Source organism: Cohnella thailandensis, from assembly GCF_014212135.1.
GTDB classification, from domain to species: Bacteria; Bacillota; Bacilli; order Paenibacillales; family Paenibacillaceae; genus Cohnella; species Cohnella thailandensis.
Window position 1 is genome coordinate 40,847 of sequence record NZ_JACJVQ010000021.1, and the last position, 23,456, is coordinate 64,302.

The 23,456-nt window shown below is 58.3% G+C and carries 24 protein-coding genes; 4 read left to right on the top strand and 20 right to left on the bottom strand.

What is annotated here, in order from left to right; translation table 11 throughout:
• Window positions 1–31 precede the first annotated feature (31 nt).
• A complete protein-coding gene (gene arfA / locus H7B67_RS24330) occupies window positions 32–1,540 on the top strand; it encodes an arabinosylfuranosidase ArfA (protein WP_185122481.1) in 1,509 nt (502 codons plus the stop codon).
• Between the two features lie 329 nt (window positions 1,541–1,869).
• Here arfA and H7B67_RS24335 read toward each other — a convergent pair whose 3' ends face one another.
• A complete protein-coding gene (locus H7B67_RS24335; protein WP_185122482.1) occupies window positions 1,870–2,400 on the bottom strand; it encodes a chromate transporter in 531 nt (176 codons plus the stop codon).
• A 12-nt stretch (window positions 2,401–2,412) separates the two neighbouring features.
• Window positions 2,413–3,051: a chromate transporter gene (locus H7B67_RS24340; RefSeq protein WP_245364000.1), complete on the bottom strand. Its 639-nt coding sequence runs from the start codon at window positions 3,049–3,051 to the stop codon at window positions 2,413–2,415.
• 274 nt (window positions 3,052–3,325) lie between these two features.
• Between H7B67_RS24340 and H7B67_RS24345 the strand changes: the two genes are divergently transcribed.
• On the top strand, window positions 3,326–4,528 hold the full coding sequence (locus H7B67_RS24345) for an ROK family protein (RefSeq protein WP_185122483.1): 1,203 nt from the start codon (window positions 3,326–3,328) through the stop codon (window positions 4,526–4,528).
• 54 nt (window positions 4,529–4,582) lie between these two features.
• Here the strand turns inward: H7B67_RS24345 and lspA are convergent, their stop codons facing one another.
• The 14 genes from lspA to H7B67_RS24415 form a co-directional block, all read right to left on the bottom strand.
• The gene (lspA, locus tag H7B67_RS24350) at window positions 4,583–5,041 is read right to left on the bottom strand and encodes a signal peptidase II (protein WP_185122484.1); all 459 of its coding nucleotides are present in this window, start codon (window positions 5,039–5,041) and stop codon (window positions 4,583–4,585) included.
• Between the two features lie 124 nt (window positions 5,042–5,165).
• A complete protein-coding gene (locus H7B67_RS24355; protein ID WP_185122485.1) occupies window positions 5,166–5,492 on the bottom strand; it encodes a hypothetical protein in 327 nt (108 codons plus the stop codon).
• A gap of 34 nt (window positions 5,493–5,526) precedes the next feature.
• Complete coding sequence (locus H7B67_RS24360; RefSeq protein WP_185122486.1) at window positions 5,527–6,084, bottom strand: GNAT family N-acetyltransferase; 558 nt, start codon at window positions 6,082–6,084, stop codon at window positions 5,527–5,529.
• A gap of 78 nt (window positions 6,085–6,162) precedes the next feature.
• Window positions 6,163–7,236 (bottom strand): ABC transporter substrate-binding protein, encoded by a 1,074-nt coding sequence (locus tag H7B67_RS24365; RefSeq protein WP_185122487.1) that lies wholly within the window; start codon window positions 7,234–7,236, stop codon window positions 6,163–6,165.
• Window positions 7,233–8,042, bottom strand: a complete 810-nt coding sequence (locus H7B67_RS24370) for an ABC transporter permease (protein ID WP_185122488.1) — start codon at window positions 8,040–8,042, stop codon at window positions 7,233–7,235. The genes H7B67_RS24365 and H7B67_RS24370 overlap by 4 nt, the downstream gene beginning before the upstream one ends.
• The gene (locus H7B67_RS24375) at window positions 8,039–8,842 is read right to left on the bottom strand and encodes an ABC transporter permease (RefSeq protein ID WP_185122489.1); all 804 of its coding nucleotides are present in this window, start codon (window positions 8,840–8,842) and stop codon (window positions 8,039–8,041) included. Before H7B67_RS24375 ends, H7B67_RS24370 begins: the two co-directional genes overlap by 4 nt.
• Entirely contained in the window at window positions 8,832–9,947 is a 1,116-nt protein-coding gene (locus tag H7B67_RS24380) for an ABC transporter ATP-binding protein (RefSeq protein ID WP_185122490.1), read from the bottom strand. The genes H7B67_RS24375 and H7B67_RS24380 overlap by 11 nt, the downstream gene beginning before the upstream one ends.
• Window positions 9,948–10,346: 399 nt before the next feature.
• Window positions 10,347–11,225: an ROK family protein gene (locus tag H7B67_RS24385; RefSeq protein WP_185122491.1), complete on the bottom strand. Its 879-nt coding sequence runs from the start codon at window positions 11,223–11,225 to the stop codon at window positions 10,347–10,349.
• A gap of 54 nt (window positions 11,226–11,279) precedes the next feature.
• On the bottom strand, window positions 11,280–11,987 hold the full coding sequence (locus H7B67_RS24390; protein WP_185122492.1) for an LrgB family protein: 708 nt from the start codon (window positions 11,985–11,987) through the stop codon (window positions 11,280–11,282).
• Window positions 11,980–12,333 (bottom strand): CidA/LrgA family protein, encoded by a 354-nt coding sequence (locus H7B67_RS24395; protein WP_185122493.1) that lies wholly within the window; start codon window positions 12,331–12,333, stop codon window positions 11,980–11,982. The genes H7B67_RS24390 and H7B67_RS24395 overlap by 8 nt, the downstream gene beginning before the upstream one ends.
• Window positions 12,334–12,487: 154 nt before the next feature.
• Window positions 12,488–12,967 (bottom strand): C40 family peptidase, encoded by a 480-nt coding sequence (locus H7B67_RS24400; RefSeq protein ID WP_342592615.1) that lies wholly within the window; start codon window positions 12,965–12,967, stop codon window positions 12,488–12,490.
• A gap of 224 nt (window positions 12,968–13,191) precedes the next feature.
• Complete coding sequence (locus H7B67_RS24405) at window positions 13,192–14,103, bottom strand: AraC family transcriptional regulator (protein ID WP_342592616.1); 912 nt, start codon at window positions 14,101–14,103, stop codon at window positions 13,192–13,194.
• Window positions 14,104–14,146: 43 nt separating this feature from the next.
• Entirely contained in the window at window positions 14,147–15,268 is a 1,122-nt protein-coding gene (locus H7B67_RS24410; protein ID WP_185122495.1) for a Gfo/Idh/MocA family protein, read from the bottom strand.
• A gap of 17 nt (window positions 15,269–15,285) precedes the next feature.
• Window positions 15,286–16,452 (bottom strand): Gfo/Idh/MocA family protein, encoded by a 1,167-nt coding sequence (locus tag H7B67_RS24415; protein ID WP_185122496.1) that lies wholly within the window; start codon window positions 16,450–16,452, stop codon window positions 15,286–15,288.
• 514 nt (window positions 16,453–16,966) lie between these two features.
• On the opposite strand from H7B67_RS24415, the gene H7B67_RS24420 reads away from it, so the two are divergent.
• Window positions 16,967–17,152: a hypothetical protein gene (locus tag H7B67_RS24420; RefSeq protein ID WP_185122497.1), complete on the top strand. Its 186-nt coding sequence runs from the start codon at window positions 16,967–16,969 to the stop codon at window positions 17,150–17,152.
• 45 nt (window positions 17,153–17,197) lie between these two features.
• Here H7B67_RS24420 and H7B67_RS24425 read toward each other — a convergent pair whose 3' ends face one another.
• The 3 genes from H7B67_RS24425 to H7B67_RS24435 all read right to left on the bottom strand — a co-directional run bounded on the left by H7B67_RS24425 (window position 17,198) and on the right by H7B67_RS24435 (window position 21,355).
• On the bottom strand, window positions 17,198–18,187 hold the full coding sequence (locus tag H7B67_RS24425) for an N-acetylglucosamine kinase (RefSeq protein ID WP_185122498.1): 990 nt from the start codon (window positions 18,185–18,187) through the stop codon (window positions 17,198–17,200).
• Between the two features lie 179 nt (window positions 18,188–18,366).
• Window positions 18,367–19,860 carry a UxaA family hydrolase gene (locus tag H7B67_RS24430; RefSeq protein WP_185122499.1) on the bottom strand — a complete coding sequence of 498 codons (1,494 nt, stop codon included), beginning with the start codon at window positions 19,858–19,860 and terminating at the stop codon, window positions 18,367–18,369.
• Window position 19,861: 1 nt separating this feature from the next.
• On the bottom strand, window positions 19,862–21,355 hold the full coding sequence (locus H7B67_RS24435) for a tagaturonate reductase (protein ID WP_185122500.1): 1,494 nt from the start codon (window positions 21,353–21,355) through the stop codon (window positions 19,862–19,864).
• A gap of 172 nt (window positions 21,356–21,527) precedes the next feature.
• Here H7B67_RS24435 and H7B67_RS24440 point away from each other — a divergent pair, with 172 nt between their 5' ends.
• Window positions 21,528–22,400 carry a helix-turn-helix domain-containing protein gene (locus H7B67_RS24440; RefSeq protein WP_185122501.1) on the top strand — a complete coding sequence of 291 codons (873 nt, stop codon included), beginning with the start codon at window positions 21,528–21,530 and terminating at the stop codon, window positions 22,398–22,400.
• 68 nt (window positions 22,401–22,468) lie between these two features.
• Here H7B67_RS24440 and H7B67_RS24445 read toward each other — a convergent pair whose 3' ends face one another.
• On the bottom strand, window positions 22,469–23,449 hold the full coding sequence (locus H7B67_RS24445; RefSeq protein WP_185122502.1) for a Gfo/Idh/MocA family protein: 981 nt from the start codon (window positions 23,447–23,449) through the stop codon (window positions 22,469–22,471).
• Window positions 23,450–23,456: the final 7 nt, after the last annotated feature.

The following is a 23,456-nucleotide window of genomic DNA, read 5'->3' on the forward strand; positions in this document are numbered from 1 at the left end:
AATGTTTTTATTATTCCATAGAGGTGATTCCATGTCAAGCAAAGCGAAGCTGAAGGTGGAAAAGGATTTTCAGGTGGGCGAGGTCGATCCTCGGCTGTACGGTTCGTTCATTGAGCATCTGGGCCGCGCGGTTTACGGAGGGATCTACGAGCCTGGGCATCCGTCCGCGGACGAGCAAGGCTTCCGGACCGACGTGCTCGAGCTCGTGAAAGGGCTGCAAGTGCCGATCGTCCGTTATCCGGGCGGCAACTTCGTCTCGGGCTTCAACTGGGAGGACAGCGTCGGCCCCGTCGCGGAACGCAAGAAGCGCCTGGAGCTGGCTTGGCGCGTCATCGAACCGAACACGTTCGGCCTGAACGAGTTCATGACTTGGTGCAACAAGGCGAACACTTCCGCGATGATGGCGGTGAACCTGGGAACGCGCGGACCTAACGAGGCCCGCGAGCTGGTCGAATACGCCAACCACCCTTCCGGCACGTACCTGAGCGATCTTCGCATTCAGCACGGCTACCGCGAGCCTCATCGCATCAAGACCTGGTGCCTGGGCAACGAGATGGACGGCCCGTGGCAGATCGGAGGCAAGACGGCGACGGAATACGGCCGAATCGCCCTGGAGGCGGCCAAGGTCATGAAGTGGGTCGACCCGACGATCGAGCTCGTCGCCTGCGGCAGCTCCAGCACCGATATGCCGACCTATCCGGAGTGGGAAGCGACCGTCCTCGATCATACTTACGAGCATGTCGAATATATCTCCCTGCATCGTTATTACGGCAACGCCAAGAAGGACAGCGCCAGCTTCCTGGCCCGGTCGCTCGATATGGACGACTTCATCAAGACCGTCATCGCGACCTGCGACTACATCAAGGCCAAGAAACGCAGCAAGAAGACGATCAACCTCAGCTTCGACGAGTGGAACGTCTGGTATCATTCCCATGAAGCGGATAAGAAGCTGGACCCGTGGCAGGTCGCTCCGCCTCAGCTCGAAGACGTCTACAATCACCAGGACGCCCTTGTGGTGGGCTGCATGCTCATCAGCCTGTTGAAACGAGCGGATCGGGTGAAGATGGCGTGCATGGCCCAGCTCGTCAACGTCATCGCTCCGATCATGACGGAGAACGGCGGACGCGCCTGGAAGCAGACGATCTACTACCCTTACATGCATGCCAGCGTGTTCGGCCGCGGCACGGTGCTGGTTCCGCTCGCGACGTCGCCGAAGTACGACTGCGCGGACTTCACCGACGTGCCTTACGTCGAGACCGTCGCTGTACACAACGAAGAGGCGGGCGAGCTCACCGTCTTCGCCGTGAACCGCCACCTCTCCGAGGCGATGCCGTTCGAGATCGACCTGCGCAGCTTCGGCTCCGCCACCCTGATCGAGCATATCCTCATGGAGTGCGATGACGTCTACGCCGCCAACACGGCGGACCAGCCGAACCGCGTGGCTCCTCGCCGCGGCGCCGGCACGGTGGACTCGGACGAAGCTTCGTTCACCGCCCAGCTGCCGAAGGCTTCTTGGAACGTTCTGAGGTTTAAGGTGTAAGGCGTAAAAAGAAGGAGGCAACGGGAAATTCCCCGTGCCTCCTTTTATTGTCAGAGAACTCCAACCGCAGCTTAATCAGGGGGATCAAGGGGAGCGCAACGGAAGTGAGAGACCTTATTAGGCGTTGATCAGCTTCTTATGGATTTTAACGGAAGTGACAGCCGTTATTTAGGTTAGAATGACTGCAATTCAAGGCTAATTGCAAGAATAGCGTCTCTCCGTTCCGTTAGAATTCAAAATAGCGGCATTCGCGCCAAATAACGGCTATCACTTCCGTTAGCGGCGTGGCTGATGAAAGGACCCGTTTACTGCCGAACCGGTGATAAAGTTCAGAACAAAATAATCCCCGTCAATCCCGAAGCCACGATGACAAGCACAGGATGAAGCTTGTAGCGCAGCATGCCGAAGACCGCCCCGCCTATAATCAGCAAGGTCGCGATCGTCGCCCAATTAAGCCCGATGTCGGCGTCCATTCCGAGCAGCCTGATCGCCGCGTAGAGAATAAGCATCGTGATGATGGGACGCAGGCTGTACAGCACGTATCGCATCCACTTGCTGTCCCGCATCCGGTAGAAGAACATCGCGATAAGGATCGTTAGAATCAAGGAAGGAAGAATGATTCCGACCGTGGCGACAATCGCTCCGGGAAGCCCTTCGATCCGGTAGCCGATCAACGTTGCGCCGTTCGTCGCGATGGATCCCGGGGACAGCGCGGCGATCGAGATCGCCCGGGCGAAGACGTCCTCCGTCAGCCATCCGGGGCCCGCTACCTCCGATTGGATCGACGGAAGGACCGCGTATCCTCCTCCGAAGGAGAACAGCCCGATTTTCAGAAAAGCCAGCAGCAAGGATTCCAGCATGTCCGTCCCCTCCTAAATGTAATATTCCGGTCCGATCGCTTCCTTCTTGACCTTCGTCTTCCTCCGGCTCTCCGTCGCGATTCGGCGGCCCAGCTTCTCTTCCAAGAAGAGATAGGCGACCCCGATGACCGTTCCGCAGGAGATGACGAGCAGCGGATTCAGATGAAGAACCGTCAGGCTCAGCAGCGACAGGCAGGCGAGTCCGATCGTCATCCGGTCGAAAATCGCGCTCTTGGACATGCGGTAAGCCGTCGTCACCATAAGGCCGATCACCGCTCCATGGATGCCCTTCAACGCTGCTTGCACCTTTATGTTGTCCTCGAGCAGGGAATAGAATAGGTAGAAAAGCAACCCGATGACGAAAGTCGGAAGAGTCACCCCGATCACCGCCGTTATCGCGCCCAGAATGCCGGCCCTGCGATATCCGATGAAGGCCGCCGCGTTCACGCCGACTCCTCCCGGAGCCGAACCCGCCACGGACAGCATGTCGTCCATCTCCTTCTCGTCCAGCCAGCCCCGCTTGGCTACGACCTCCTCGGAGATAAGCGGGATCATGGCGAAGCCTCCCCCGAAGGTCATCGGCCCGATTCGAAGAAAGATCAGAAATAGCTCCGTTAATTTCTTTGCGGTATCCCCCATGGTTGCGAACATCGCTATTCCCCCGTACGTTATCGTTTCTTCTATCATACCACCTTTATTCCATTTTGGAATTAAGATAGACAAAATAGGGCTATAAGAGTTTATTATTCGAGAAAAACAATTCGCTTATACGAGGGATACCGAGTGGAATAGAGGGAGTTTGTTCTAAAATGAAACAAAGATAGAAGTTCGAGACCGTCGCACTAGCCATTTTGCGGTGCGTCCTCTATAATAAGAAACGGCCAATAATTCCTATCTTTTTGATCGGCTTAAAGGAGGGATCCGCATGAGTCCGCTTCCCGCTCCGCCCGCTCCATCTCCCAAAAAAAGAATATTCGATCAGGTCCTGAACAAGGGGATCGTCTCCAAGGGAGAGCTTATGGAAGCCTTGTCCTTAACGAGCACGAGCCTGACGAGGCTGCTGGAGGAGCTTATCTCCGAGAACGTGCTGCAGCTTAGCGGACACGGCGATTCTACCGGCGGAAGAAGGCCGCTGCTCTACCGGCTGAATCCCGAGTACGGCTATGCGGTCGGTCTCGACATCTCGCGGATTTTCTCCTCTATCGCCCTCTTCGATATGAACATGAACAAACTCGCTTCCGAACGATGGAGAATGGACGGGAAGATGACCCCGGAACGGCTGATCGACCGGGTTCAGGCGTTCCTGGAGCGCGTGCGGCAGGACCTTGGCATCGGCCGGGAACGGATTGTCGGGCTCGGGATCGGCGCCGTCGGCCCGATTCATTCCGGCGAAGGAATGATCCAGAAGCCTCTCTACTTCCCGTCGCCGGGCTGGACGAACGTGCCGATCCGCCGCCTTCTCGAAGAGCGGCTAGGCATACCCTGCACGCTCGAGAACGGGGCGAACGCGGCTCTGCTCGGCGAGCATTGGGCGCTTCGCGACGAGAACGTTCGGCATATGCTCTACGTGCACGTCGGCTACGGCCTCCGTTCCGCGGTCATGTCCGGCGGCCAAATCGTCTACGGCGCAACCGACATGGAAGGCTCCATCGGCCAAATGATCATCCAAGTCGACGGCCCGAGGCTTCAGGAGAGAGGCAATTACGGCGCTTTGGAAGCATTCGCCTCGATTCAGGCGCTGGAGAAGCAGGCCCGGTCCCAGCTGAAGCTTGGGAGGCAATCGACTCTGAATGCCATCGCCGGCGATCCGGACCAAGTCACCTTCGATCAATTGCTGAAGGCCCTGGCCGAAGAGGATTCTTTCGTCCGGGAGCTGTTCACCCACTCCGCCTCGTATCTCGGAGTCGGCTTGGCGAACCTGGTCAACGTGCTTCACCCCGAGAAGGTGATCCTGGGCGGAGCCCTGCTGTCGGCCCACGAGGAAGCTTTCTCCATCGCTACCCAGGTCGCGGCGCGCCACGTGTACCATTCGGACGAATATCAGCCCGAGTTCGGCAAGGGAACGCTGCAGGAGGACGCCGTCTCCTTCGGCGCGGCGTTAATGGTTTATCGGGGCTTGAGAGTATAAACGAAAAAGAGGCGGTCTTCCAAGGTCATCGCGACCAGAGAAGACTGCCTCTTTTTATGGATAATGCTTGGCGGGAGCCCCGCTCCTCTTCCTGCCGAGGAACATTCCGATGAGGATGACGATCATGCCCGCGTTCAGGCAGACATCCGCGATATTCGCGACTATGCCCTCCTTGAATTGGATGAAGTCCGTCACGCCCCCGTAGAACAAGCGATCCAAGGCGTTGCCGACCGCTCCGGCGACGAACAGGCCCGTCCCGATCTCCATCCAGACCGTCTTCAGCTTGCCGCGGGACCGGTTGTACAGCACGAAGGCGACGACGATGACCGCGACCGGAACGAACCATGGCCCGTACCCCTGAAAGAAGCTTCCCGACGCTCCCGTGTTGTTGTAGTGGATCAGGTCGATGCCCGCCCAGCTGGACGTCTCCTCTATGGCCAGATTGTTGCGCACCCAAACCTTGGTCAGTTGATCGGCCGCCAGCATGACGACCGCGATAAGATAGAAGATCACTCGGAGAGCCCTCCTAGACAGAAGATCTTAGCCCTACTTCCTATACGGAGATTTTATACGATTTCAAGGCGAAATACCAAGAGGAAGTTAGGATTTCCCATCTTTCTGTCGAGCGGATGCCAACTTAAGCCGCCATCACATAAACCAACAGCACGATCAACGGAACCAGCCACAGGAGCGGAATCTGATTGACCCAAACCGCCGCTTTGAATTTCTTAAGATGATAGAGAGCCCAGGCCGCGCCCGCGGAGAAAAGCAGAGCGATCGGATAAAGCCAGTTGACGATGTAGAGCAGCATGAGCCACTTGAAGGACGCGGAGCCCGTGTCGGGATTGTCGAAGCCCATCGTTGCCATAAGAGCGATGAAGAACCAGGGCGCTCCCATAAAGACGTAAATGCACTGAGATATCCATAAATAAACGCAGGCCTTAAAATTCTTAACTGGATTCAACTCCTAACGGCCCCCTTGTTCATTGACGACTTAGCTATCTTTTCCGAAAAGCCCGCTCATGAAATCCCGTGATCCACTTAAACAGCCTCTTGCCGTCCTCCGGCAGCGGGCGGTCCGGATCCAGGGACAGAGTCATCGCCCGGTAAGGCTCCGGAACCCAGATGTACTTATGCACGTAGTCCGTCGATTCGAACCCGCAAGCCTGCCAGAAGCGGATCCGGGCCCGATTCTCCTCGGTCTCCTCGGCCTCGACCTCGATCAACAGGCCATCCAAATGGCGCCGAGCCGCCTCCCGCTTGATCTCCTCCACGAGCTTTCTCCCGAGCCCCTGCCCCCTGCTGGCAATCCGTACGGCAAGATAGTCGATCAAGAGAACCTTCGCTCCGGACAAAACCGCGGCGAACGCGATGGCTTGGACCCCGCCGGACTCCTCGTCGATCAGCGCATGCAGCAGCCCCTGCCCTTCTCCGAACATCCCCTCGATGATCCGGTCCGGTTTTCTCCCTTTGACATCCGGGAACGCCTCGTGATAAAGCTCCAGAGCGGCTGGCCACAGCTCGTTGTCCGGCAGGCTTAAGGTTTGGAATCTCATAGCGGTCGAAGTCCCCCCTGCAGGAAACCGCCGTTCAACTTGTCCAGTCGAACAGCGGCTCTGCGATTCGTATATGGTCTACTTGGTGTGCATCTTGAACTCGAGGAAAAGCTCGTTGTAATGGGCTAGCATCTTTTTGCCGAGGTTGTCGTAAACCTCCAGCTTATCCGTCAGCTCGGCGTTCGGATAGAAGCGCTCGTCCTCCGAGATCTCGGCCGGCAGCAGCTTGAACGCTTCCGCGTTCGGCGTCGAGTAGCCGACGTACTCGGTGTTCCGCTCGGCGATCTCCGGATCCAGCATAAAGTTGATGAACTGGTGGGCGGCGTCCAGGTTCTTGGCCGTCTTCGGGATGACCATGTTGTCGAACCAGAGGTTGGAGCCTTCTTGAGGAACGATATAGTCGAGCTTCTCGTTCTCGCTCAGAATCTCCGAGGCGTCTCCCGACCAGACGAGTCCGACCGCCGCCTCTTCGTTCGCCAGCAGCATCTTGATCTCGTCGCCGACGAGCGCCTTCACGTTCGGGGTCAACCGCTGAAGCTTCTTCAGGGCTTCCTGCAGATGATCCTCGTTCAGATCGTTGAGCGAATAGCCGAGGCTGTTCAGCCCCATGCCCATCACCTCGCGGGCCCCGTCGACGAGAAGAATGTCGTTCCTAAGCTCCGGGCTCCACAAGTCTTCCCAGCTCTCGAACGTAAGGTCGCCCACGAGCTCGGGATTAAACACGACGCCGACCGTCCCCCAGAAGTAGGGAACGGAGTACACGTTGCCCGGATCGAAGCTCAGGTCCATGAACCGCGGGTCGATATTCTTCAGGTTAGGAACCTTGGAATGGTCGATCGGCAGCAGCAGGTTCTCTTCCCTCATCTTGCTGATCGCATAGTCGGACGGAACCGCCACGTCGAAGGTCGTTCCGCCTTGCGCGATCTTGGTCAGCATCGCTTCGTTCGAGTCGAACGTCTGGTAGATGACCTTGACTCCCGTCTCCTCCTCGAACTCCGCGATCAGATCGGGATCGATGTAATCCCCCCAGTTGTACACGGTCAGCGTGTTCCCGCCGGAATAGCCCTGCTCGGAGTTCAGGTAAGACGTCAGGTACATGAGCGCGAAGGCGGCGACCAGCACCGCGATGCCCAGTCTGGTCAGTTGCTTCATAGACGGGCACCCGCTTCCTGAATCCTTCCGCTGCGCCGGGTGATCAGATAATAGCCCACGACCAACAGGATCGTGAACAGGAAGAGCAGCGTGGACAAGGCGTTGATGTTCAGCGCGACGCCTTGGCGAGCCCGGGAATAAATCTCGACGGACAAGGTCGAGAAGCCGTTGCCGGTGACGAAGAACGTCACGGCGAAGTCGTCGAGCGAATACGTCAGCGCCATGAAGAAGCCCGCGAAGATCCCCGACTTGATATATGGCAGGATAACCTTCGTCAGGACGGCCCAGCCGTTCGCGCCAAGGTCGCGGGCCGCGTCGATCAGCGATTCGTTCATCTCCTGCAGCTTCGGCAGCACCATCAGGACGACGATCGGCACGCTGAACGCGACGTGCGAGATGAGCACGGAGCCGAAGCCGAGCTTCAGGCCGATCATCGTGAACAAAATCAGGAACGAAGCGCCGATGACGACGTCCGGGTTCACGATCAGAACGTTATTCAGGGAGAGCAGCGCGCTCTTGGTTCTTTGCTTCCGTACCCGGTGAATCGCGATCGCCCCGATCACGCCCAGTATCGTCGAGATGAGCGACGAGAACAGCGCGATGACGAAAGTATTCAGAACGATGATCAGAAGCCGGGTGTCGGAGAATACCTCCCCGTACCATTCCAGCGTGAAGCCGTCGTACCCGTGCATCGTTCCTCCGCTATTGAAGGAGTAAACGACCAGGTAGAAGATCGGAGCGTACAACACGACGAAGACGGCTATCAAGTACAGATGGGACCACTTCCAGCGCCCGTTTGCCTTCATCTCGCTCCCCTCCTTTTCCTGCCGGTAAGAATCATGATGATCGCCATTACGATAACGAGGAACACGGCGATCGTGGCGCCCATGCCCCAGTCCTGAGTGACGAGAAAATGCTGTTCGATCGCCGTACCGAGCGTAATGACGCGGTTGCCCGCGATGAGACGGGTGATCATGAACAGCGACAGCGCCGGAATGAACACCGCTTGGCAGCCCGACTTCACCCCGTCGATCGTGAGCGGGATGATGACCCGGCGAATGGTCGTCCAGGCGGATGCCCCGAGGTCGCGCGCCGCATGGATAAGCGACGGGTTCAGCTCCTCCAGCGAGTTGTAGATCGGCAGCAGCATAAACGGGATAAAAATATAAACCGACACGAACACGAAGCTGAAGTCGGTGAACAGAATCTGCTGGCGTCCGATGCCGACCGCTTCCAGAAGCTCGTTCGTCAGGCCGTAGGTTCCGAACAGCCCGATGAACGCGTACGCCTTGAGCAGCAGGTTCACCCAGCTCGGCACGATGATGAGAAGAAGCCAGAGCTGCTTATGCTTCGTCTTCGTCAGCAGGTAAGCGGTCGGATACGCGATGATCAGCGAGAAGAACGTAATCAACAGCGCATACCAGAAGGAGCTTAGCGTCATCTTCATATATACCGAAGTGAAGAAGTGCGAGTAGTTGCTAAGCGTCCATCCGCCTTCGACGTCCTGGAACGAGTAATATAGGATGAGCAAAATCGGAGCCGCGACGAACAGGACGATCCAGAGCAGATACGGAGCCAGATAGAAATTGCGCGACCTAGTCCTCATCGCCGCTCACCTCGGTGAATTCTTCGATCCGCTTGTCGAATTCCTCTTCCGTCTCGTTAAAGCGCATGATATGGATCGCTTCCGGATCGAAGATCAGTCCGATCTCCTCTCCCACGGCCGCTTTGCGCGTCGAATGGACCATCCAGCGGTTGCCCGCCTCGTCGATTCCCACGATCTCGTAGTGAACGCCCCGGAACAGCTGCGAGTCGACTTTGATCTTCAGCTTGCCCTTATCGGGAGTCGTGAGCTCGAGATCCTCCGGACGGATCACGACTTCGACCGGCTCGTTCTCGTTGAATCCGCCGTCCACGCATTCGAAGGCCTGGCCGGCGAACTTCACGAGGTAATCCCGGACTATCGTGGCCTCGATAATGTTGGACTCCCCGATGAAGTCCGCCACGAAGCGGTTGATCGGCTCGTCGTAAATATCCGTCGGAGTGCCGCTCTGCTGGATCGTTCCCTTGTTCAAGACGAAAATCTCGTCCGACATCGCGAGAGCTTCCTCCTGGTCGTGCGTGACGAAGATAAACGTAATGCCGAGCCTGCGCTGGAGCTCGCGAAGCTCCGACTGCATCTCGGTGCGCAGCTTCAGGTCCAGCGCCGAGAGCGGCTCGTCCAAGAGCAGCACGTCCGGCTCGTTCACGATCGCCCGGGCGATGGCCACCCGTTGGCGCTGGCCTCCGGACATCTCGGAGATCTCCCTCTTCTCGTAGCCGGAGAGGTTGACGAATCTTAACGCCTCGGTTACTTTCTTGTCGATCTCCGCCTGCTTCAGCTTCTTGATGCGAAGCCCGAAGGCGACGTTCTCGAACACGTTCAGGTGCGGGAACAGCGCGTAGTCCTGGAACACCGTGTTCACCTGGCGCTTGTTCGCCGGAACGTCGTTGATCCGCTTGCCTTTCAAGTAAATATCTCCCGCCGAAGGCGTGAGGAAGCCCGCGATCAAGCGCAGGATCGTCGTTTTGCCGCAGCCGGACGGGCCGAGCAGCGTGTAGAACTTGCCGTGCTCGATCTCGAAGCTGACGTCCTTCAGGATAGCGTCGTCGCTGTCGTACTGCATCGTCACATGATTGAATTGAATAATGGCATTGTTGTTGGCCGACATATCCGTCCTCCCTTTGCTTGTTTCCGTGCTCTTGTATGGAAATAGCTTGAATCTACTTTCGTTCTTCTATACCCTAGCAAGTCCGAAACGAAGAAGTCGGTACTAGTGTATACACGCGAACCCGAGCTTTCAACAGAAATTCGTAAATTATTGCGGTTTTTTGAGGAAAAAGAGGGAAATGAGGCGCTTGGCGGGCGGTGAGGGGGATCGGAGAGGGGATGTGAAGGCGGACATGCGTCGGTTAGCGAGCTACTTGAGTAAATTTTACTCAACTGCGGGCGAGCGTGCGGCGGCTAGGAAGCTTCGTCGGTAATAGGTTTGTTACGAGGAAGTTCGCATGCCGTATAAACGCGCAAATCCGCCCCCCACCAGGAGAGCGGATCCCTCGAACCATCCCGTTTATTTGTTCTTCCAAGCCTGAAGCCCCAGAGCGATCGAGCCGCACAGGCCCGCGTTGTCGCCGAGGCCCGGAGGCACGATGTAGTCGGCGATGCCTTCCACGATCGCCTTGGCGTTCACGTAGCCGTTCAGGTCCTTGCGAACCTGCTCGCGGATGAGCGGGAACAGCTGCATCTGGTGCATGACGCCGCCGCCGAGGATGATCTTCTTCGGCGAGAGCATCAGGATCGCGTTGGCCAGCGCCTGGCCGATGTAGAACGCCTCCATCTCCCAAGCCGGATGGTCGACCGGCAGCTCGCTGCCCTTCACCTTCCAGCGGCGCTCGATGGCCGGACCGGCCGCGATTCCTTCCAGGCAGTCGCCGTGGTAAGGGCAGAAGCCTTCATACGTATCGTCCGGGTGACGTCTCGTGAGCACGTGTCCGCCTTCCGGATGCACGAGTCCGTGAACCATTTTCCCCTCGGCATAGACGCCGACTCCGACTCCCGTTCCGATCGTGTAGTACAGGACGCTGTCCAAGCCCTTCGCCGCGCCCCAAGTCGCCTCGCCGAACGCCGCCGCGTTCACGTCGGTATCCCAGCCGAACGGAACGTCGAATTCCTTCTTCAAAGTGTCCAGGAACGGATAGTTCGACCAGCCCGGCTTCGGGGTCGTCGTTACATAGCCGTACGTAGGGCTCGCAGGGTCGATATCGATAGGACCGAAGGTTCCCACTCCGATCGCTTCCACGTTCTTATCCTTAAAATAGGAGATGACTTGACCGAGAGTCTTCTCCGGCTGCTCCGTCGGGAAGCTGACCCGATCGAGAACGTTGCCGTTCTCGTCGCCGATGCCGCAGACGAACTTCGTGCCGCCCGCTTCGATTGCTCCAATGCGCATGTGTATGTCCTCCAACTCTTTATCTAGTCCACCTACTATTGTACTGGCAAACGCTTATCGAAGCCAGATCGGAAGCCAGATCGCCAAGGGAATCCCGAGCAGGCTCATGACCAGCCCCGAGAGGCTCATCGCGAAGCCGCTGATGCCCGCCTGCGCTTCCGATTCCCGGGCAAGCCGACCCGTGCCGATGCCGTGCGCGGCCGTTCCCACCGCGGCCCCGATCGTCAGGTCGCTTCGCAAACCGAACAATCGCAGCAGGGCCGGTCCGAACATGCTCCCGAGCAAGCCGGTGAGCACAGTGAACACGCCCGTGAGCGGAGCGTTGCCCGCAAGCTGCTTCGAGAGCTCGATCGCGATCGGGGTCGTCACCGATTTCGGCAGCAGCGTAATCAGCAGCTCCTTCGACCCTCCGAACGCCAACACGACGAGCGAAGAAACGCACAGCCCCGCGACCGAGCCGGCCGCCACCCCGACGGCGATCGCCTTCAGGCGCCTTCTCATCGTCAGAAGAGACTTGTAAAGCGGAACCGCCAAGGCGACCGTCGTAGGCCCGAGAAAGAAGGAGACGATCTCCCCGCCCTTCGAATAGTCCTCATAGGGAATATCCGCGACCAGGAGAAGCACGATCAGCATCCCGGTACAGGCGAAGAGAGGGTGCATCCACTTCCAGCGGCGATTCAGCCGCAGGGCAAGCGCGTAAGCTCCGATCGTCAGCGCGACCCCGAAGACCGGTTCTCCGGCAAGATCTCTTAGTTCAGACACGTTCGGCCTCCTCCTCGCCGCCGGACAACTTCCGGACCGTCCACCCCGTGACCAGAAGCACCGAAGCCATGCTGACGAACAGGTTCACCGCGATGAGCATCCAATGCCGCCCGATGTCCGAGAAGTACGCGATAACCCCGACGATCGTCGGCGCAAAAAACAGCATCATGTGCTTAAGAAGAAACCGCGCCGATTCCTCCAGCCATCTCAGCTTCACCCAGCCGAGCAGGAGCGATAGGGTCAACAGCAGCATTCCCAGCACGTTGCCCGGAAGCGGCACATGCAGCAGCTCGCGCAGAGCTGCGCCAAGCAGATGATAAAGCAGCAAAACCGCGATCCCCGCCATTCCCTTACCGCCTTCCCTCTCCCCCGAACGCTAATGAAACCATCATACATCATCTCGACCGGTTGCGAACAAAAAACGGATTCTCCATTGGCCATTCGCCTAGAGAATCCGTTGCTTATTATTCGTATTCGCTAATATGCCGACTGCCTCTCGGTTACAGAACCCGACGCGCCGTCACGTATTTGCTTTTCCAATAAGAGCTGTTCATGTCGGAGATCGTGACCCCTTGGCTGGTGCTCGCGTGAAGGATTTTGCCGCTTCCCGCGTAGATGGCGACATGGCTGATCCAACCGCTGCCCGTCTTGTAGAAGACGAGATCGCCGACGCTGAGGTATGACTTCGCGACCTTCTCTCCCACGTAAGCCTGCTCTACCGAGGTTCGAGGGAGCGAGATGCCCAACTGTCTGAAAACGAACTGCGTATAGGAGGAGCAATCGAACGAGGTGCCCCAAATGCCCGAAGCGCCGTAAACGTATGGTGTTCCGATGTAATCCTTGCCGATGGAGAGCAGTTCCAGCGATTCGGCCGTCGCCGCGCTCGAGGTGGAGGAATCCGCTGCCGCCATGCCGAACCAACCGATACTTGCCAACAGACCGACCATCATAAGCTTCTTCTTAATACCGCCAAATTTCACCGAGTGCCCTCCTACCGTTCCTCTATGTACTGCCTTGCAGCGCGAAACGTTTCTTGTCGTTGGGAACACTATAACACAGCCGAAACACCCTAATTTTTGCCAAGGTGAAACAAAAACCCCGCGACCCAACGGTTGAAGGCGCTTTCTTAGAAAACGATGAGAATTTCCTCATGTTTGCAACTTGTCTTTCTCATTTATCGTTACGGCGGCGAAGCGGCGAGGGTTTAACGGTTTATTTCGAACGATTCCGAAGGCTTTTCCCCGGCGTTCTCGGTCATTAACTGGCGGTATTGCTGCGGGCTCATTCCAACGGTCGTCTTGAACAGCCGGCTGAAATGAGCCAGATGGGAGAAGCCGACTTCCTTGGAGACGGACGAGACCGAGCGATGCGGCTCGAACCGAAACAGAATCTTCGCTTGATTGATCCTGCGGTTATAGAGGTACTTGAACACGGTCGTTCCGGTCACCTTCTTGAACAGATTGGACAAGTACGGCTTGGTCAGATGAAGAGCGTCCGCGATCCGGTCGAGCGTCAGTTCTTCTCTATAATGCTCCTCAAGGTAAGAAATAACTCCCTGTACATGTTCCTCCTGTTGGGGGCGCAAGCTGCTCTCCTCCGTCGGCTTCTCGAACCATTGCCGAATGAGCACGAGCAGCTGCAGGAACAGCACGTCCATCCGGTCGATAGGGGAAGCCGCCCGCGCTCCCGCCACGCCTTCCCGCTTCCTCTCCCGCGACAGCTCCGCCAGAGTCCTCCACATCGGCTCAAGCTCGGCCCGCTGGTCCGGGCTGAGGGACAGCTTCGCGTTGCGCAGCTCCTCGAACGGGCTGAGCAGCATCGCGGCCGGCTCCGGTCTCAACAGCTTGTGCACGTATCCCGGGTTGAAGTGGATGATCGAGCGGATGTAGGGACGATCCGGGGAAGGGTTAGGGCTGTGCAGCGTCATTCCGTGCATCAGAATGAGGTCTCCCGGCTGAAGCACCATCAGCTTGTCGCCGATGAGGTAGTTGCATTCTCCCTCTTGGAACAGATAAATCTCGAAATGAGCATGCGAATGGAACGACGCCCCCGGAAGGGGAGAGTCGCTCCGGTAAGAGCAGTCGATCGGTTGCTCGATCTGGTAGACGAACGGCACGCATATCCCTCCGGCAAAGCCTGTTAGAGACATTGTAGCATGCTTATCCCGTTACGCGAACCGCCGACTTCTGGGCGATCAGGCACAGCTCCGCCGCTTTGAACGCGTGCTCTTGGGTCATCGCGTTCTCCGTGCGGTGAATGCAGTCGAGAATCAGCTCGCCGAAGAAAGGGTATCCGACCTGTCCGGCAACGGAGTAATGGTACTGCCCGCTCCGGTTGACCAAGTAGACGTGATCCCCCGTGTTCTCCCGGCCTACGTCGATATATTTGCGCAGCTCGATGTAGCCTTCCGTTCCCAGGATGAGCGTTCGCCCGTCTCCCCAAGTGGCCAGCCCGTCCGGCGTGAACCAGTCCACCCGGAAGTAATTCGTCGCGCCGTTGTCGCCGATAAGCGTCGCGTCCCCGAAGTCCTCGAGCTCCGGTTTATCCGGATTCGCGTAGTTGGCTACCTTGCTGTGCTGGACGGTCGCGTCCTTGCAGCCCGCGTAATAGAGGAACTGCTCGATCTGGTGGCTGCCGATGTCGCAGAGGATGCCCCCGTAGTTCTCTTTGCGAAAAAACCACTCCGGGCGAGCTCCCTTGTTCAAGCGATGAGGCCCCATGCCGATGACCTGAATGACCCTGCCGATCGCTCCGTCCTTGATGAGCTGTCCGGCATAGACCGCGCTCTCGACATGCAGTCTCTCGCTGTAATACACCATGTACTTGCGGCCGGTTCGCGAGGCGGTCGCCTTGGCCTCTTCCAGCTGTTCCAGCGTCGTGAACGGGCTTTTGTCGGTGAAGTAGTCCTTGCCGCTCTCCATGACCCGGATGCCGAGCGCCGCCCGCTCCGACGGGATGGCCGCTCCCGCGACCAGCTTCACCTCGGGATCGTTCAGAATTCGCTCAAGAGAGTCGGCCGGTCGCGCTTGCGGGTACGTCTTCAGGAAAGCATCGACCTTCGCGGGGTCGGGATCGTACACCCACTTCAGCGTAGCTCCCGCTTCGATCAGGCCGTTCGTCTGGCCGTAGATATGTCCGTGGTCGAGAGCCGCCGCGGCGAAGACGAACTCGCCGGGAGCGACGACCGGCTTGGGCTTGACCGCCGACACCGGAGCGTAGTTCATGCCGTCGGCGCGGTTGGCGTCGTTGCTGCGAGGTGGAATGGGTTGGTTGTCTGTCATGGTTGGAGTCTCCTTGTTTAGAAAGTCCGGCTGAGATCGACCGGCATCGCCGGAGCCGCAGGCTCGCTCTTGCGGAAGGTCGAGGAGGCGATACGCTTGCTCAGCTCCTCGTAGTGAAGCTCCTCGTCGAACGGCAGCTCGACCCAGTCGTCCGTCCAAGTCGACAAGTGAATCGCGTTGGAGATGAGCAGGCCGTTGATACCCTCTTCTCCCGGCGCAATCAATTCGGAGCCGTGAAGGATGGCGTCCGTGAAGTTCTGCATGATCCCCGCATGCTCGGGACTCGGGCCTTGGTCGGGAATTTCCACCTTCCAGACCTCGGGCGTGCCGAACGGAATTTTGTTGCTCGCGTTGAACTCCGTCTCGGACTGGCGCAGGCGCCAGAACGTCATTTTGCCGTCCTCGATGACGATTTTGCCGCGGTCGCCCGTCACTTCGAGGCGGTTCGTGCCCGGCGCGTCCGAAGTGGAGGTGATGAACACCCCCGTCGCCCCGTTCGCGTATTCCGCGTAAGCGGTCACATCGTTCTCCACTTCAATGTTCCGATGCTTGCCGAACTGGCAGAACGCGCGGATGCGGGTCGGCATCATGCCGATCGTCCACGGCCACAGGTCGAGCTGGTGCGGGCATTGATTGATCAGCACGCCGCCGCCCTCTCCGGACCATGTCGCCCGCCAGGAGCCCGAATCGTAGTACGCCTGCGAGCGGTACCAGTTCGTGATGATCCAGTTCGTCCGGCGAATCTCGCCTAGCTCCCCCGAGGAGATAAGCTCGCGCAGCTTGCGATAGAGCGGATTCATTCGCTGGTTGTACATGATCCCGAAGGTTTTGCCGCTGGCCGCGGCCGCTTCGTTCATCTCCCGAACCTGCTTCGCGTAGACGCCGGCCGGCTTCTCCACGAGCACGTGTACTCCGGCGGAGAACGCCTTGATCGCCTCCTCCGGGTGGCTATAGTGAGGGCTGGCGACGATCACCGCGTCGACGAGCCCCGAGGCGAGCATCGCTTCCGTGCTCTCGAAGACGGCGACTCCCGGCCATTGCTGCCGCGCCCATTCGCGCTTGTCCGGTAATCCGTCGCAAACGGCGGTCAGCTCCGCCCCCTTGATGCCGCCATGGAAGATCGTGCCCGCGTGCGCGCTGCCCATGTTGCCCACTCCGATAATCCCGTATCGCACCTTGCTCATTCCGGTTCCTCCTGTCAGATCGACTTCGTTTTTTGACTGTTATTAATTATAAATTGCCGGCGTTTCTGAGAAAAAACCGCATCATCGTTTGAACGAATATAAGGCTTTCAACGTCTGTCAGCGCTATTGTAACATACGATAATGCCGCCGACCGGGAATCCGAACCTTAAGTTAACGACAGTCAAATGGATGGGAACAGTTCTAAACGGGAGTCAAACGGAAGGCGAGAGGGATGGACGATGGAAGAGCTACCGCGGAATAAGGATTAAACAACGGGACATACTTTTGGGGCATCCAATCAACTGCGATCAAGCTTCCGGAAAGGAGTACCTTCATGTCTCGCCAATCGAAAAACAACAACAGAGGAAAAAATCCCGGAAACAATCAGGATTCCGAGGTCCCGGGTTCCGCTCCAGGCTCTTCCGCCCCAAATTCCGCCCCGGGTTCCGCCACAGGTTCCGCCAACAAAAAATAAGCACGGGAATTTCCCGAACGATGGACGGAGGTCAATACGATGTCATCAAGCCGCAATCACCAAGAGGCGCATGGAATCGGGCAAGCGGAAAAACAATTGCAGCAGCAGGCGGATGCGGCGTATGCCATCCAAGGCGGAAGCGAATTAGACCGCGAAATTACGGAGGCGGCGAACCGCGATCCGCATACCTCGTTGGACGAGCTGCTCGTGGATAACGGCGAATAACGGAATATAAGCGAATGGGCCGCCGAACGATCGGCGGCCTGCTCATTATCTATAACGGGATTGAGGATGCTTAGCTAGATTCCCAAGAATTTGAGGAGTAATGTTTATACCGAGTTGCCTTAGAGCCAATATTAGAGCGCCGGTTGTCGGGGAAAAGGCGGGATGTACGATGCGGTAGCTTTTGTTGTTGCCCGCCTTCATTCGGGAAGCGAGTTGCTGTTGAAAATATACGCTGTTGACTACGCTGCCTATCAAAGAAACCCTGACTTCCGGTTGGGCGAAATAAGAAGCGAGAATCTTTATGCCCACCATAATTTGGTTTACTGCCCGATCGCAAACCGTTCGCGCCAACGAACTGCGTTGCAGAGCGAACTCCGTTATCGTCGGCGCCAATTCGGCAAACTTCCGATTGCGTTCTCTTTCATCGGAAACGAACCCTTCCAATGCAAGCAGGGACAGCTGCTCCACGGAGGGCACTCCCCAGAACCGCAGCATGGACTGAACCAATTGCCGATCGTTCTCCTGTACGTTACCGGCTAACAGCTCATAGGTTGCGTCATAAGCCAAGAATCGAGCCGCGCTCGCCGCGTAATGATGTAAATCGTAATTCCTGATCGGCTTCCCGTCTTCCGTTATGGCGAAAACGATAGAACCCGTACCCGAAATAACGATGATCCCGGGTTCCGATAGCAGGGCTCCGCTATGCGCAACCACTGCGTCATTGACATGAAGCTTCCGGCAATGAAGTCCCGGAAGATCGGTAAGGGCCTCAACCCAATGCGAATCCGATTGGGAATCGAACCCTGCTATCCCTGCAGCAAGAGCAGCAACATCCGGTACCTCTTTCTCGGATGCATGCAGAGCCTCCTCTATCGCTTGCCGTACATTTTCTTTCGCGTTCAGATCCTTATGCAAGGATGATGCGCCTCTCTCAACGTACGAGAGGATGTTTCCCTCCAAATCCGCTATCATGACTCGAGTATGGGTACCTCCGCCGTCAATTCCCGCTATGACACGATTTTGACCGTTCTCCATTCGACTGAATCTCCTCTTGGGGAAAAAGGAGTTAACCTTTTTCGAATCTACTCTCCTTCACTGATTGTATAACTTTCCCAATCCGTCGACTACGCTTCCATACTAAAAGAGACTAAATAAAGGGGCCGTACCGCAAGTCATAAAATGACTAGGGACAGCCCCTTCTAATGAATGTTTATTTAAAGAATAACCCCGTCTTTAAAGATAGCAATCTCGCGGAAGCCGTTCGTTTCGTTATGAGTGCGTCTGTCGCCCGAAGCGAGCTCGAGCAGATAATCCCACAGCTCGTCGGTCAGCTCGGCCATTGTCTTGCCTTCCAGCAGCTGTCCGGCGTTGTAGTCGATCCAGTTCTTTTTGCGGGCGGCAAGCTCCGAATTCGTGGACAGCTTCACCGTAGGCACCGGACCGCCGAACGGCGTGCCGCGCCCCGTCGTGAAGAGGACGATGTGGGCGCCGCTGGCCGAGAGCGCCGTCACGGACACCAGGTCGTTGCCCGGCGCTTCGAGCAGGTTGAGGCCCGGCTTCTTCACCCGCTCGCCGTAAGGCAGCACGTCGGTCACGATGGCATGGCCGCCCTTCTGCGTGCAGCCGAGCGACTTCTCTTCCAGCGTCGTGATGCCCCCATCCTTGTTGCCCGGCGATGGGTTCTCGTAGATCTCCTGGTCGTGGCGAATGAAGTAGCGCTTGAAATCGTTGATCAGGTCGACGATCCGACCGAACACTTCCTCGTTCTCCGCCCGGTTCATCAGAATCGTCTCGGCGCCGAACATCTCGGGCACCTCCGTCAGAACCGCCGTGCCTCCGAAGCCGATCAGGCGATCGGAGATCGAGCCGACGAGCGGGTTCGCGGTGATGCCCGACAGGCCGTCGGAGCCGCCGCACTTCAGGCCGATGCGAAGCTTCGACACGGGAACCGGCCGGCGCTCGAACGTCTCGGCGTATTCGACCAGCTCCCCGATCAGCTCGAGCCCCTTCTCCAGCTCGTCGTCTTCCTCCTGCGACTTCATGAACTTCACCCGGCGCGGATCGTACTCCCCGATCGCTTGCTTAAACGAGTCGATCTGGTTGTTCTCGCACCCGAGCCCGACGACGAGCACGCCGGCCGCGTTCGGATGGTTCACGAGAGAGGCTAGCAGCTTCTGCGTATGCTTAAGATCGTCGCCCAATTGCGAGCAGCCGAACGGATGGGCGAAGTGATGCACCCCGTCGACGCGGGAGCCGGCCAGCGACCGGCCGCGGTTCGCAAGAATCTCGCACGTCTTGTTAATGCACCCTACCGTGTTGATGATCCAGATCTCGTTGCGGATGCCGACGTCCCCGTTATCCCGAACGTAGCCTTGAAAAACCGGCACTTCCGCGGGAGCTTCCTTCTTCTCCGGCACCGCCGGTTCGTACTCGTATTCCAGAATGCCGCCGAGTCCCGTGGACAAATTGTGCGTGTGAACCCAAGCCCCCGGCTTCAGGTCTTCCTTGGCCTTGCCGATGGAATAGCCGAACTTGAACACGTCGGAGCCTTGCGCGACGGAGGCCGTCAGAATCTTGTGCCCCTTCGGCACCGCGCTTTCCAACGTAACCGTATCTCCGCTCTCCAGCGTTACCGTCTCGCCCGCCCCGTACGGCCGCAACGCGATGATGACCTGGTCCTTCGGCGATAAACGAATCCAATCGCTCATGCTACGCTTCCTCCTTGTTGTCCCATGCTGCGATAAAGCCCGCCGCGGCAGACGCCAGCCCCGGCCATTCCGAGAGATCGGCGCCCCAGATCCCGGTCTGGGCCAGCAGCTTCGCTACCGTCCGTTCGAGCGGCTCGGCGCTCCCCCGCGCCTCTTCCCAAATTCCGGCTACCCGTTCGAGCAAAGCCTGGTCGTCCCTGACCGCGTAGGAAGCTCCGCTCAAAGTCGTCCCCTTGTAGCTTCCGTCCCCGGCGGGTCGAATCCGATAATAGCGAAGCAAGCCGGCCAATCCGAGCGCAAGCCGCTCCGGAGCCTTCTCGCCCTTCTCCGAATAAGAAGCCAGCGTCGGAAGAAGCCGCGTGCGGAACTTGCTCAGGCTGTTCATCGCGATATCCGCCAGGCGGTGCCGGATGTACGGGTTGCCGAACCGTTCGAACACCGTATCCGCATAGGCCTGCAGCTCGTCCCGGGAATACGGGAGCGAAGGCACGATGTCTTCGTAGACGGCCTCCCGCACGAGCTTGCCCAACGTCTCGTGCTCCAGCAGCTCCCGGACATGCTCCACGCCATGAAGCAGGCCGAGCGGAGCCATCCAAGTGTGCGCCCCGTTCAGGATGCGGACCTTGCGCTGCGAGAACGGCTTCAGGTCCGTCGTCCAGTGCACGTTCAGCCCTGCCCTTCGCAGCGGCAGAACTTCGTCCAGCTCCGGCTCGGCCTCGATCGCCCACAGGTGATAAGGCTCGGCCGTCGTCAGCATCGGATCGCGGTACCCCCACTCCGAGAACCACGCCTCCGCCTGCTCGTCGCCCGGATAGCCCGTGACGATCCGGTCCACCAGCGAATTGAGGAACCGGTTGCGGCGAATCACCCATTGGCGGAACTCCTCGGGGAACCCCCAGTCCGACGCGTATCTCAGCACGACGTCGCGAAGCGCGTCCCCGTTGCGGTCGAGCAGCTCGCAGGGCAGGAAGACGAGCCCTTTGTCCGCCGCGCCTTCGAACTTCAAGAACCGTTGATAGAGCAGGTAGGCGACCTTGCCCGGGAACGACACGATCGCTTCTCCCGTCAATTCCGTCGGCTGATAAGAGATTCCCGCCTCCGTCGTGTTGGAGACGACGAAGCGCAGCTCCGGGCTAGTCATCAGCTCCATTAGCTTCGTCCAGTCGGAATACGGATCGAACGCCTCGGAGAAGACGGAGATCAGCTCCTTGCGTTCGACCGCTTCCCCGTTCTCCAGTCCGCGAATGACGAGCGTATAAAGACCGTCTTGAGCGGCCAGAGCCTCGATCTTCGGCTTGCCGGAAGGCCGCGGCTGAGTGACCGCGATGCCGCCGCGGAACAGTCCCTGCTCCCGGCAGGTCTGGATCATCCAATCGAAGAACCCCCGCAGGAAGTTGCCCTCCCCGATCTGCAGAACCGTAACCGGCGAGCTCTCGGTCTCCGCCAGCTTCCGTTGTTCCCCTTCGTTCAGTACGTCTCGGTTTAATCGTTTCATCTCTATTGAACTCCTTCTCGCGGGCAGGTCGCCCATGCGTCGGATACCGCTTACAAACTAGCTTCTCCCTCATTGTACTAGCGCAAATAACCTGTTAAAAGTGCTTGAAATTGCAAGTTTGTAACTTTTTTTGATATCCTACAAGAAAGCATAAACCGAGGAGAGATGCTTCGTGAATCCGTATCGCAAGCCGTTCTTCGGAGACCCCCTCTTCCCCTTCGAGCTGGTCTACCACGACAAAAAGAACCCCGACAGGGAGCTGCCCGACCATCTGCATGACCGGTACGAGCTCGTCTACGTGCACCAGGGCTCAGGTACTTTTTTTATCGATAAAGCCTTCTATGAGAAAAATCCGGGCGATCTGTTCGTCATTCCGGGGAATACGATTCACCGCTCGACGCCGGACGCGAACGATCCGTACGTGACGTCCGCCCTGTTCTTCTCGCCGGCCTTCGCCAAGACGGAATCGACGGGCGACTCGTATTCGCCGCTTCGCAGCTTCGAGGCGTCCCGCAAGCACAAGAGCTACAAGCTAGAGCTGCCGGAGGAGCTTCGGGCGGACTTCGAATCGCTCTTGCTGCAGATGGACCGGGAGCTTCGGCAGCGGGAGCTCGGCTACCGCGAGGCGGTCCGGCTGCTGCTCGGGCAGTTGATGCTGCGCTTGAATCGCTACTCTTCCTCCATCCTGACGGAAGAGTCCGCCGCCGATCACGGCGTTGGACCAAGCTGGATGCGGGAGGCGCTTCGCGCGATCGACGAGCACCCCGAACGGGATGCCAGCCTCGCGGAGATATCCCGCCGTTCGGCGGTGACGCCTCCCCACTTCTCCCGGGTGTTCAAGCAGCTGACCGGCATGAACCTGACCGATTACGTCAACGCCAAGCGGATCATCCTCGCCAAGGAGCAGCTCGCGGGCACCGACGACGGCGTAGGAGTGATCGCGGAGCGCTGCGGCTTCAACAGCCTGCCTCATTTCCACCGGGTGTTCAAGTCGTTCACCGGAATGTCTCCTGCCGCCTATAAGCGAAGCTTGCACGCTCAATAAAGAAAGCCGCCCCGCGTCTGCAGCCTTCAGACCTTCGCGGGACAGCCTTCGCCATTATAATATTCGCATTAATAGGTTAAATTCCATTGAGCCCGGATCTCGTCCAGCGTCGCCATGATCTCGACCGTCTCGTCGGCCGGCATCGCGGCGCTCTCCTTCCGGCCCTCGCGCAGGCAATCCATCGCTTCGATCGCCTGGAACGCGTGGCCGACGAACCCGCGTTCGTCCGTCACCTCTACCGGATCCTGGCCGTTCGCGTACAAGGTCGCCTTCTTGGACGCGAGGAAGTTATCCACGTGGATTTTCCCCTTCGTTCCGTATATCCAGGCATCGTTGTTCATGCTCAGGCGAACGGCGCCGTGAAGGGAAGCCGTGCGGCCCTTATCGTATTCGAACAGCAGCGAGAACCGTTCGTCCACTCCGGTTTCTCCGATGTAGACGTTGCTCTGGATGCGTCGCGGACGTCCGCCGAACACCATCGAAGCGAAAGAGATCGGATAGATGCCGGCATCCAGCAGCGTGCCCCCGCCCTTCGCTTTGTTAAGCAGTCGGCCTTCCGGATCCCAGCCGACGTCGAAGCCGAACTCCGCCTTAAGCAGTTGAACCTCGCCGATCGCTCCGTCCTTCAGCCATTGCCTCACTTGGCGAATGACCGGCAGGTAGCGTGTCCACATCGCTTCCATCACGAAGAGACCGCGGTCCCTGGCTTCCTGAACGATCTCCTTCGCTTCCTCTTCCGTCATCGTGAACGGCTTCTCGCAGAGGATGGATTTGCCCCCGCGCAGCAGAGTAATCGCGTTCTCCTTATGAATCGGATGCAGCGTTCCGATGTAGACGATCTCCACGTCCGGATCGGCCGCCAGCTCCTCGCAGCTGCCGTAGGAACGAGGCACGCCGTACTTGGACGCGAACGCCTCCGCCTTCTCCTTCGATCTTCCCGCGACCGCGACGAGCTCCGCTCCCGGAGCGTGCTTCAGCTCCGACGCGAAATTGCCCGAGATGCCTCCCGGCCCCATGATGCCCCACTTGACGATGCGTTTGTCAGACATGAATGAT

Coding starts and splice junctions, on each gene's coding strand:
- H7B67_RS24345 (WP_185122483.1), top strand. CDS start 3,326: ATGAGTCCGCTTCCCGCTCCGCCCGCTCCATCTCCCAAAAAAAGAATA.
- H7B67_RS24445 (WP_185122502.1), bottom strand. CDS start 23,449: ATGTCTGACAAACGCATCGTCAAGTGGGGCATCATGGGGCCGGGAGGC.
- H7B67_RS24395 (WP_185122493.1), bottom strand. CDS start 12,333: ATGGCGGGGATCGCGGTTTTGCTGCTTTATCATCTGCTTGGCGCAGCT.
- H7B67_RS24365 (WP_185122487.1), bottom strand. CDS start 7,236: ATGAAGCAACTGACCAGACTGGGCATCGCGGTGCTGGTCGCCGCCTTC.
- H7B67_RS24435 (WP_185122500.1), bottom strand. CDS start 21,355: ATGAAACGATTAAACCGAGACGTACTGAACGAAGGGGAACAACGGAAG.
- H7B67_RS24430 (WP_185122499.1), bottom strand. CDS start 19,860: ATGAGCGATTGGATTCGTTTATCGCCGAAGGACCAGGTCATCATCGCG.
- H7B67_RS24425 (WP_185122498.1), bottom strand. CDS start 18,187: ATGGAGAACGGTCAAAATCGTGTCATAGCGGGAATTGACGGCGGAGGT.
- H7B67_RS24375 (WP_185122489.1), bottom strand. CDS start 8,842: ATGAGGACTAGGTCGCGCAATTTCTATCTGGCTCCGTATCTGCTCTGG.
- H7B67_RS24370 (WP_185122488.1), bottom strand. CDS start 8,042: ATGAAGGCAAACGGGCGCTGGAAGTGGTCCCATCTGTACTTGATAGCC.
- H7B67_RS24380 (WP_185122490.1), bottom strand. CDS start 9,947: ATGTCGGCCAACAACAATGCCATTATTCAATTCAATCATGTGACGATG.
- H7B67_RS24410 (WP_185122495.1), bottom strand. CDS start 15,268: ATGACAGACAACCAACCCATTCCACCTCGCAGCAACGACGCCAACCGC.
- H7B67_RS24360 (WP_185122486.1), bottom strand. CDS start 6,084: ATGAGATTCCAAACCTTAAGCCTGCCGGACAACGAGCTGTGGCCAGCC.
- H7B67_RS24335 (WP_185122482.1), bottom strand. CDS start 2,400: ATGCTGGAATCCTTGCTGCTGGCTTTTCTGAAAATCGGGCTGTTCTCC.
- arfA (WP_185122481.1), top strand. CDS start 32: ATGTCAAGCAAAGCGAAGCTGAAGGTGGAAAAGGATTTTCAGGTGGGC.
- H7B67_RS24415 (WP_185122496.1), bottom strand. CDS start 16,452: ATGAGCAAGGTGCGATACGGGATTATCGGAGTGGGCAACATGGGCAGC.
- H7B67_RS24420 (WP_185122497.1), top strand. CDS start 16,967: ATGTCATCAAGCCGCAATCACCAAGAGGCGCATGGAATCGGGCAAGCG.
- H7B67_RS24340 (WP_245364000.1), bottom strand. CDS start 3,051: ATGTTCGCAACCATGGGGGATACCGCAAAGAAATTAACGGAGCTATTT.
- H7B67_RS24385 (WP_185122491.1), bottom strand. CDS start 11,225: ATGCGCATTGGAGCAATCGAAGCGGGCGGCACGAAGTTCGTCTGCGGC.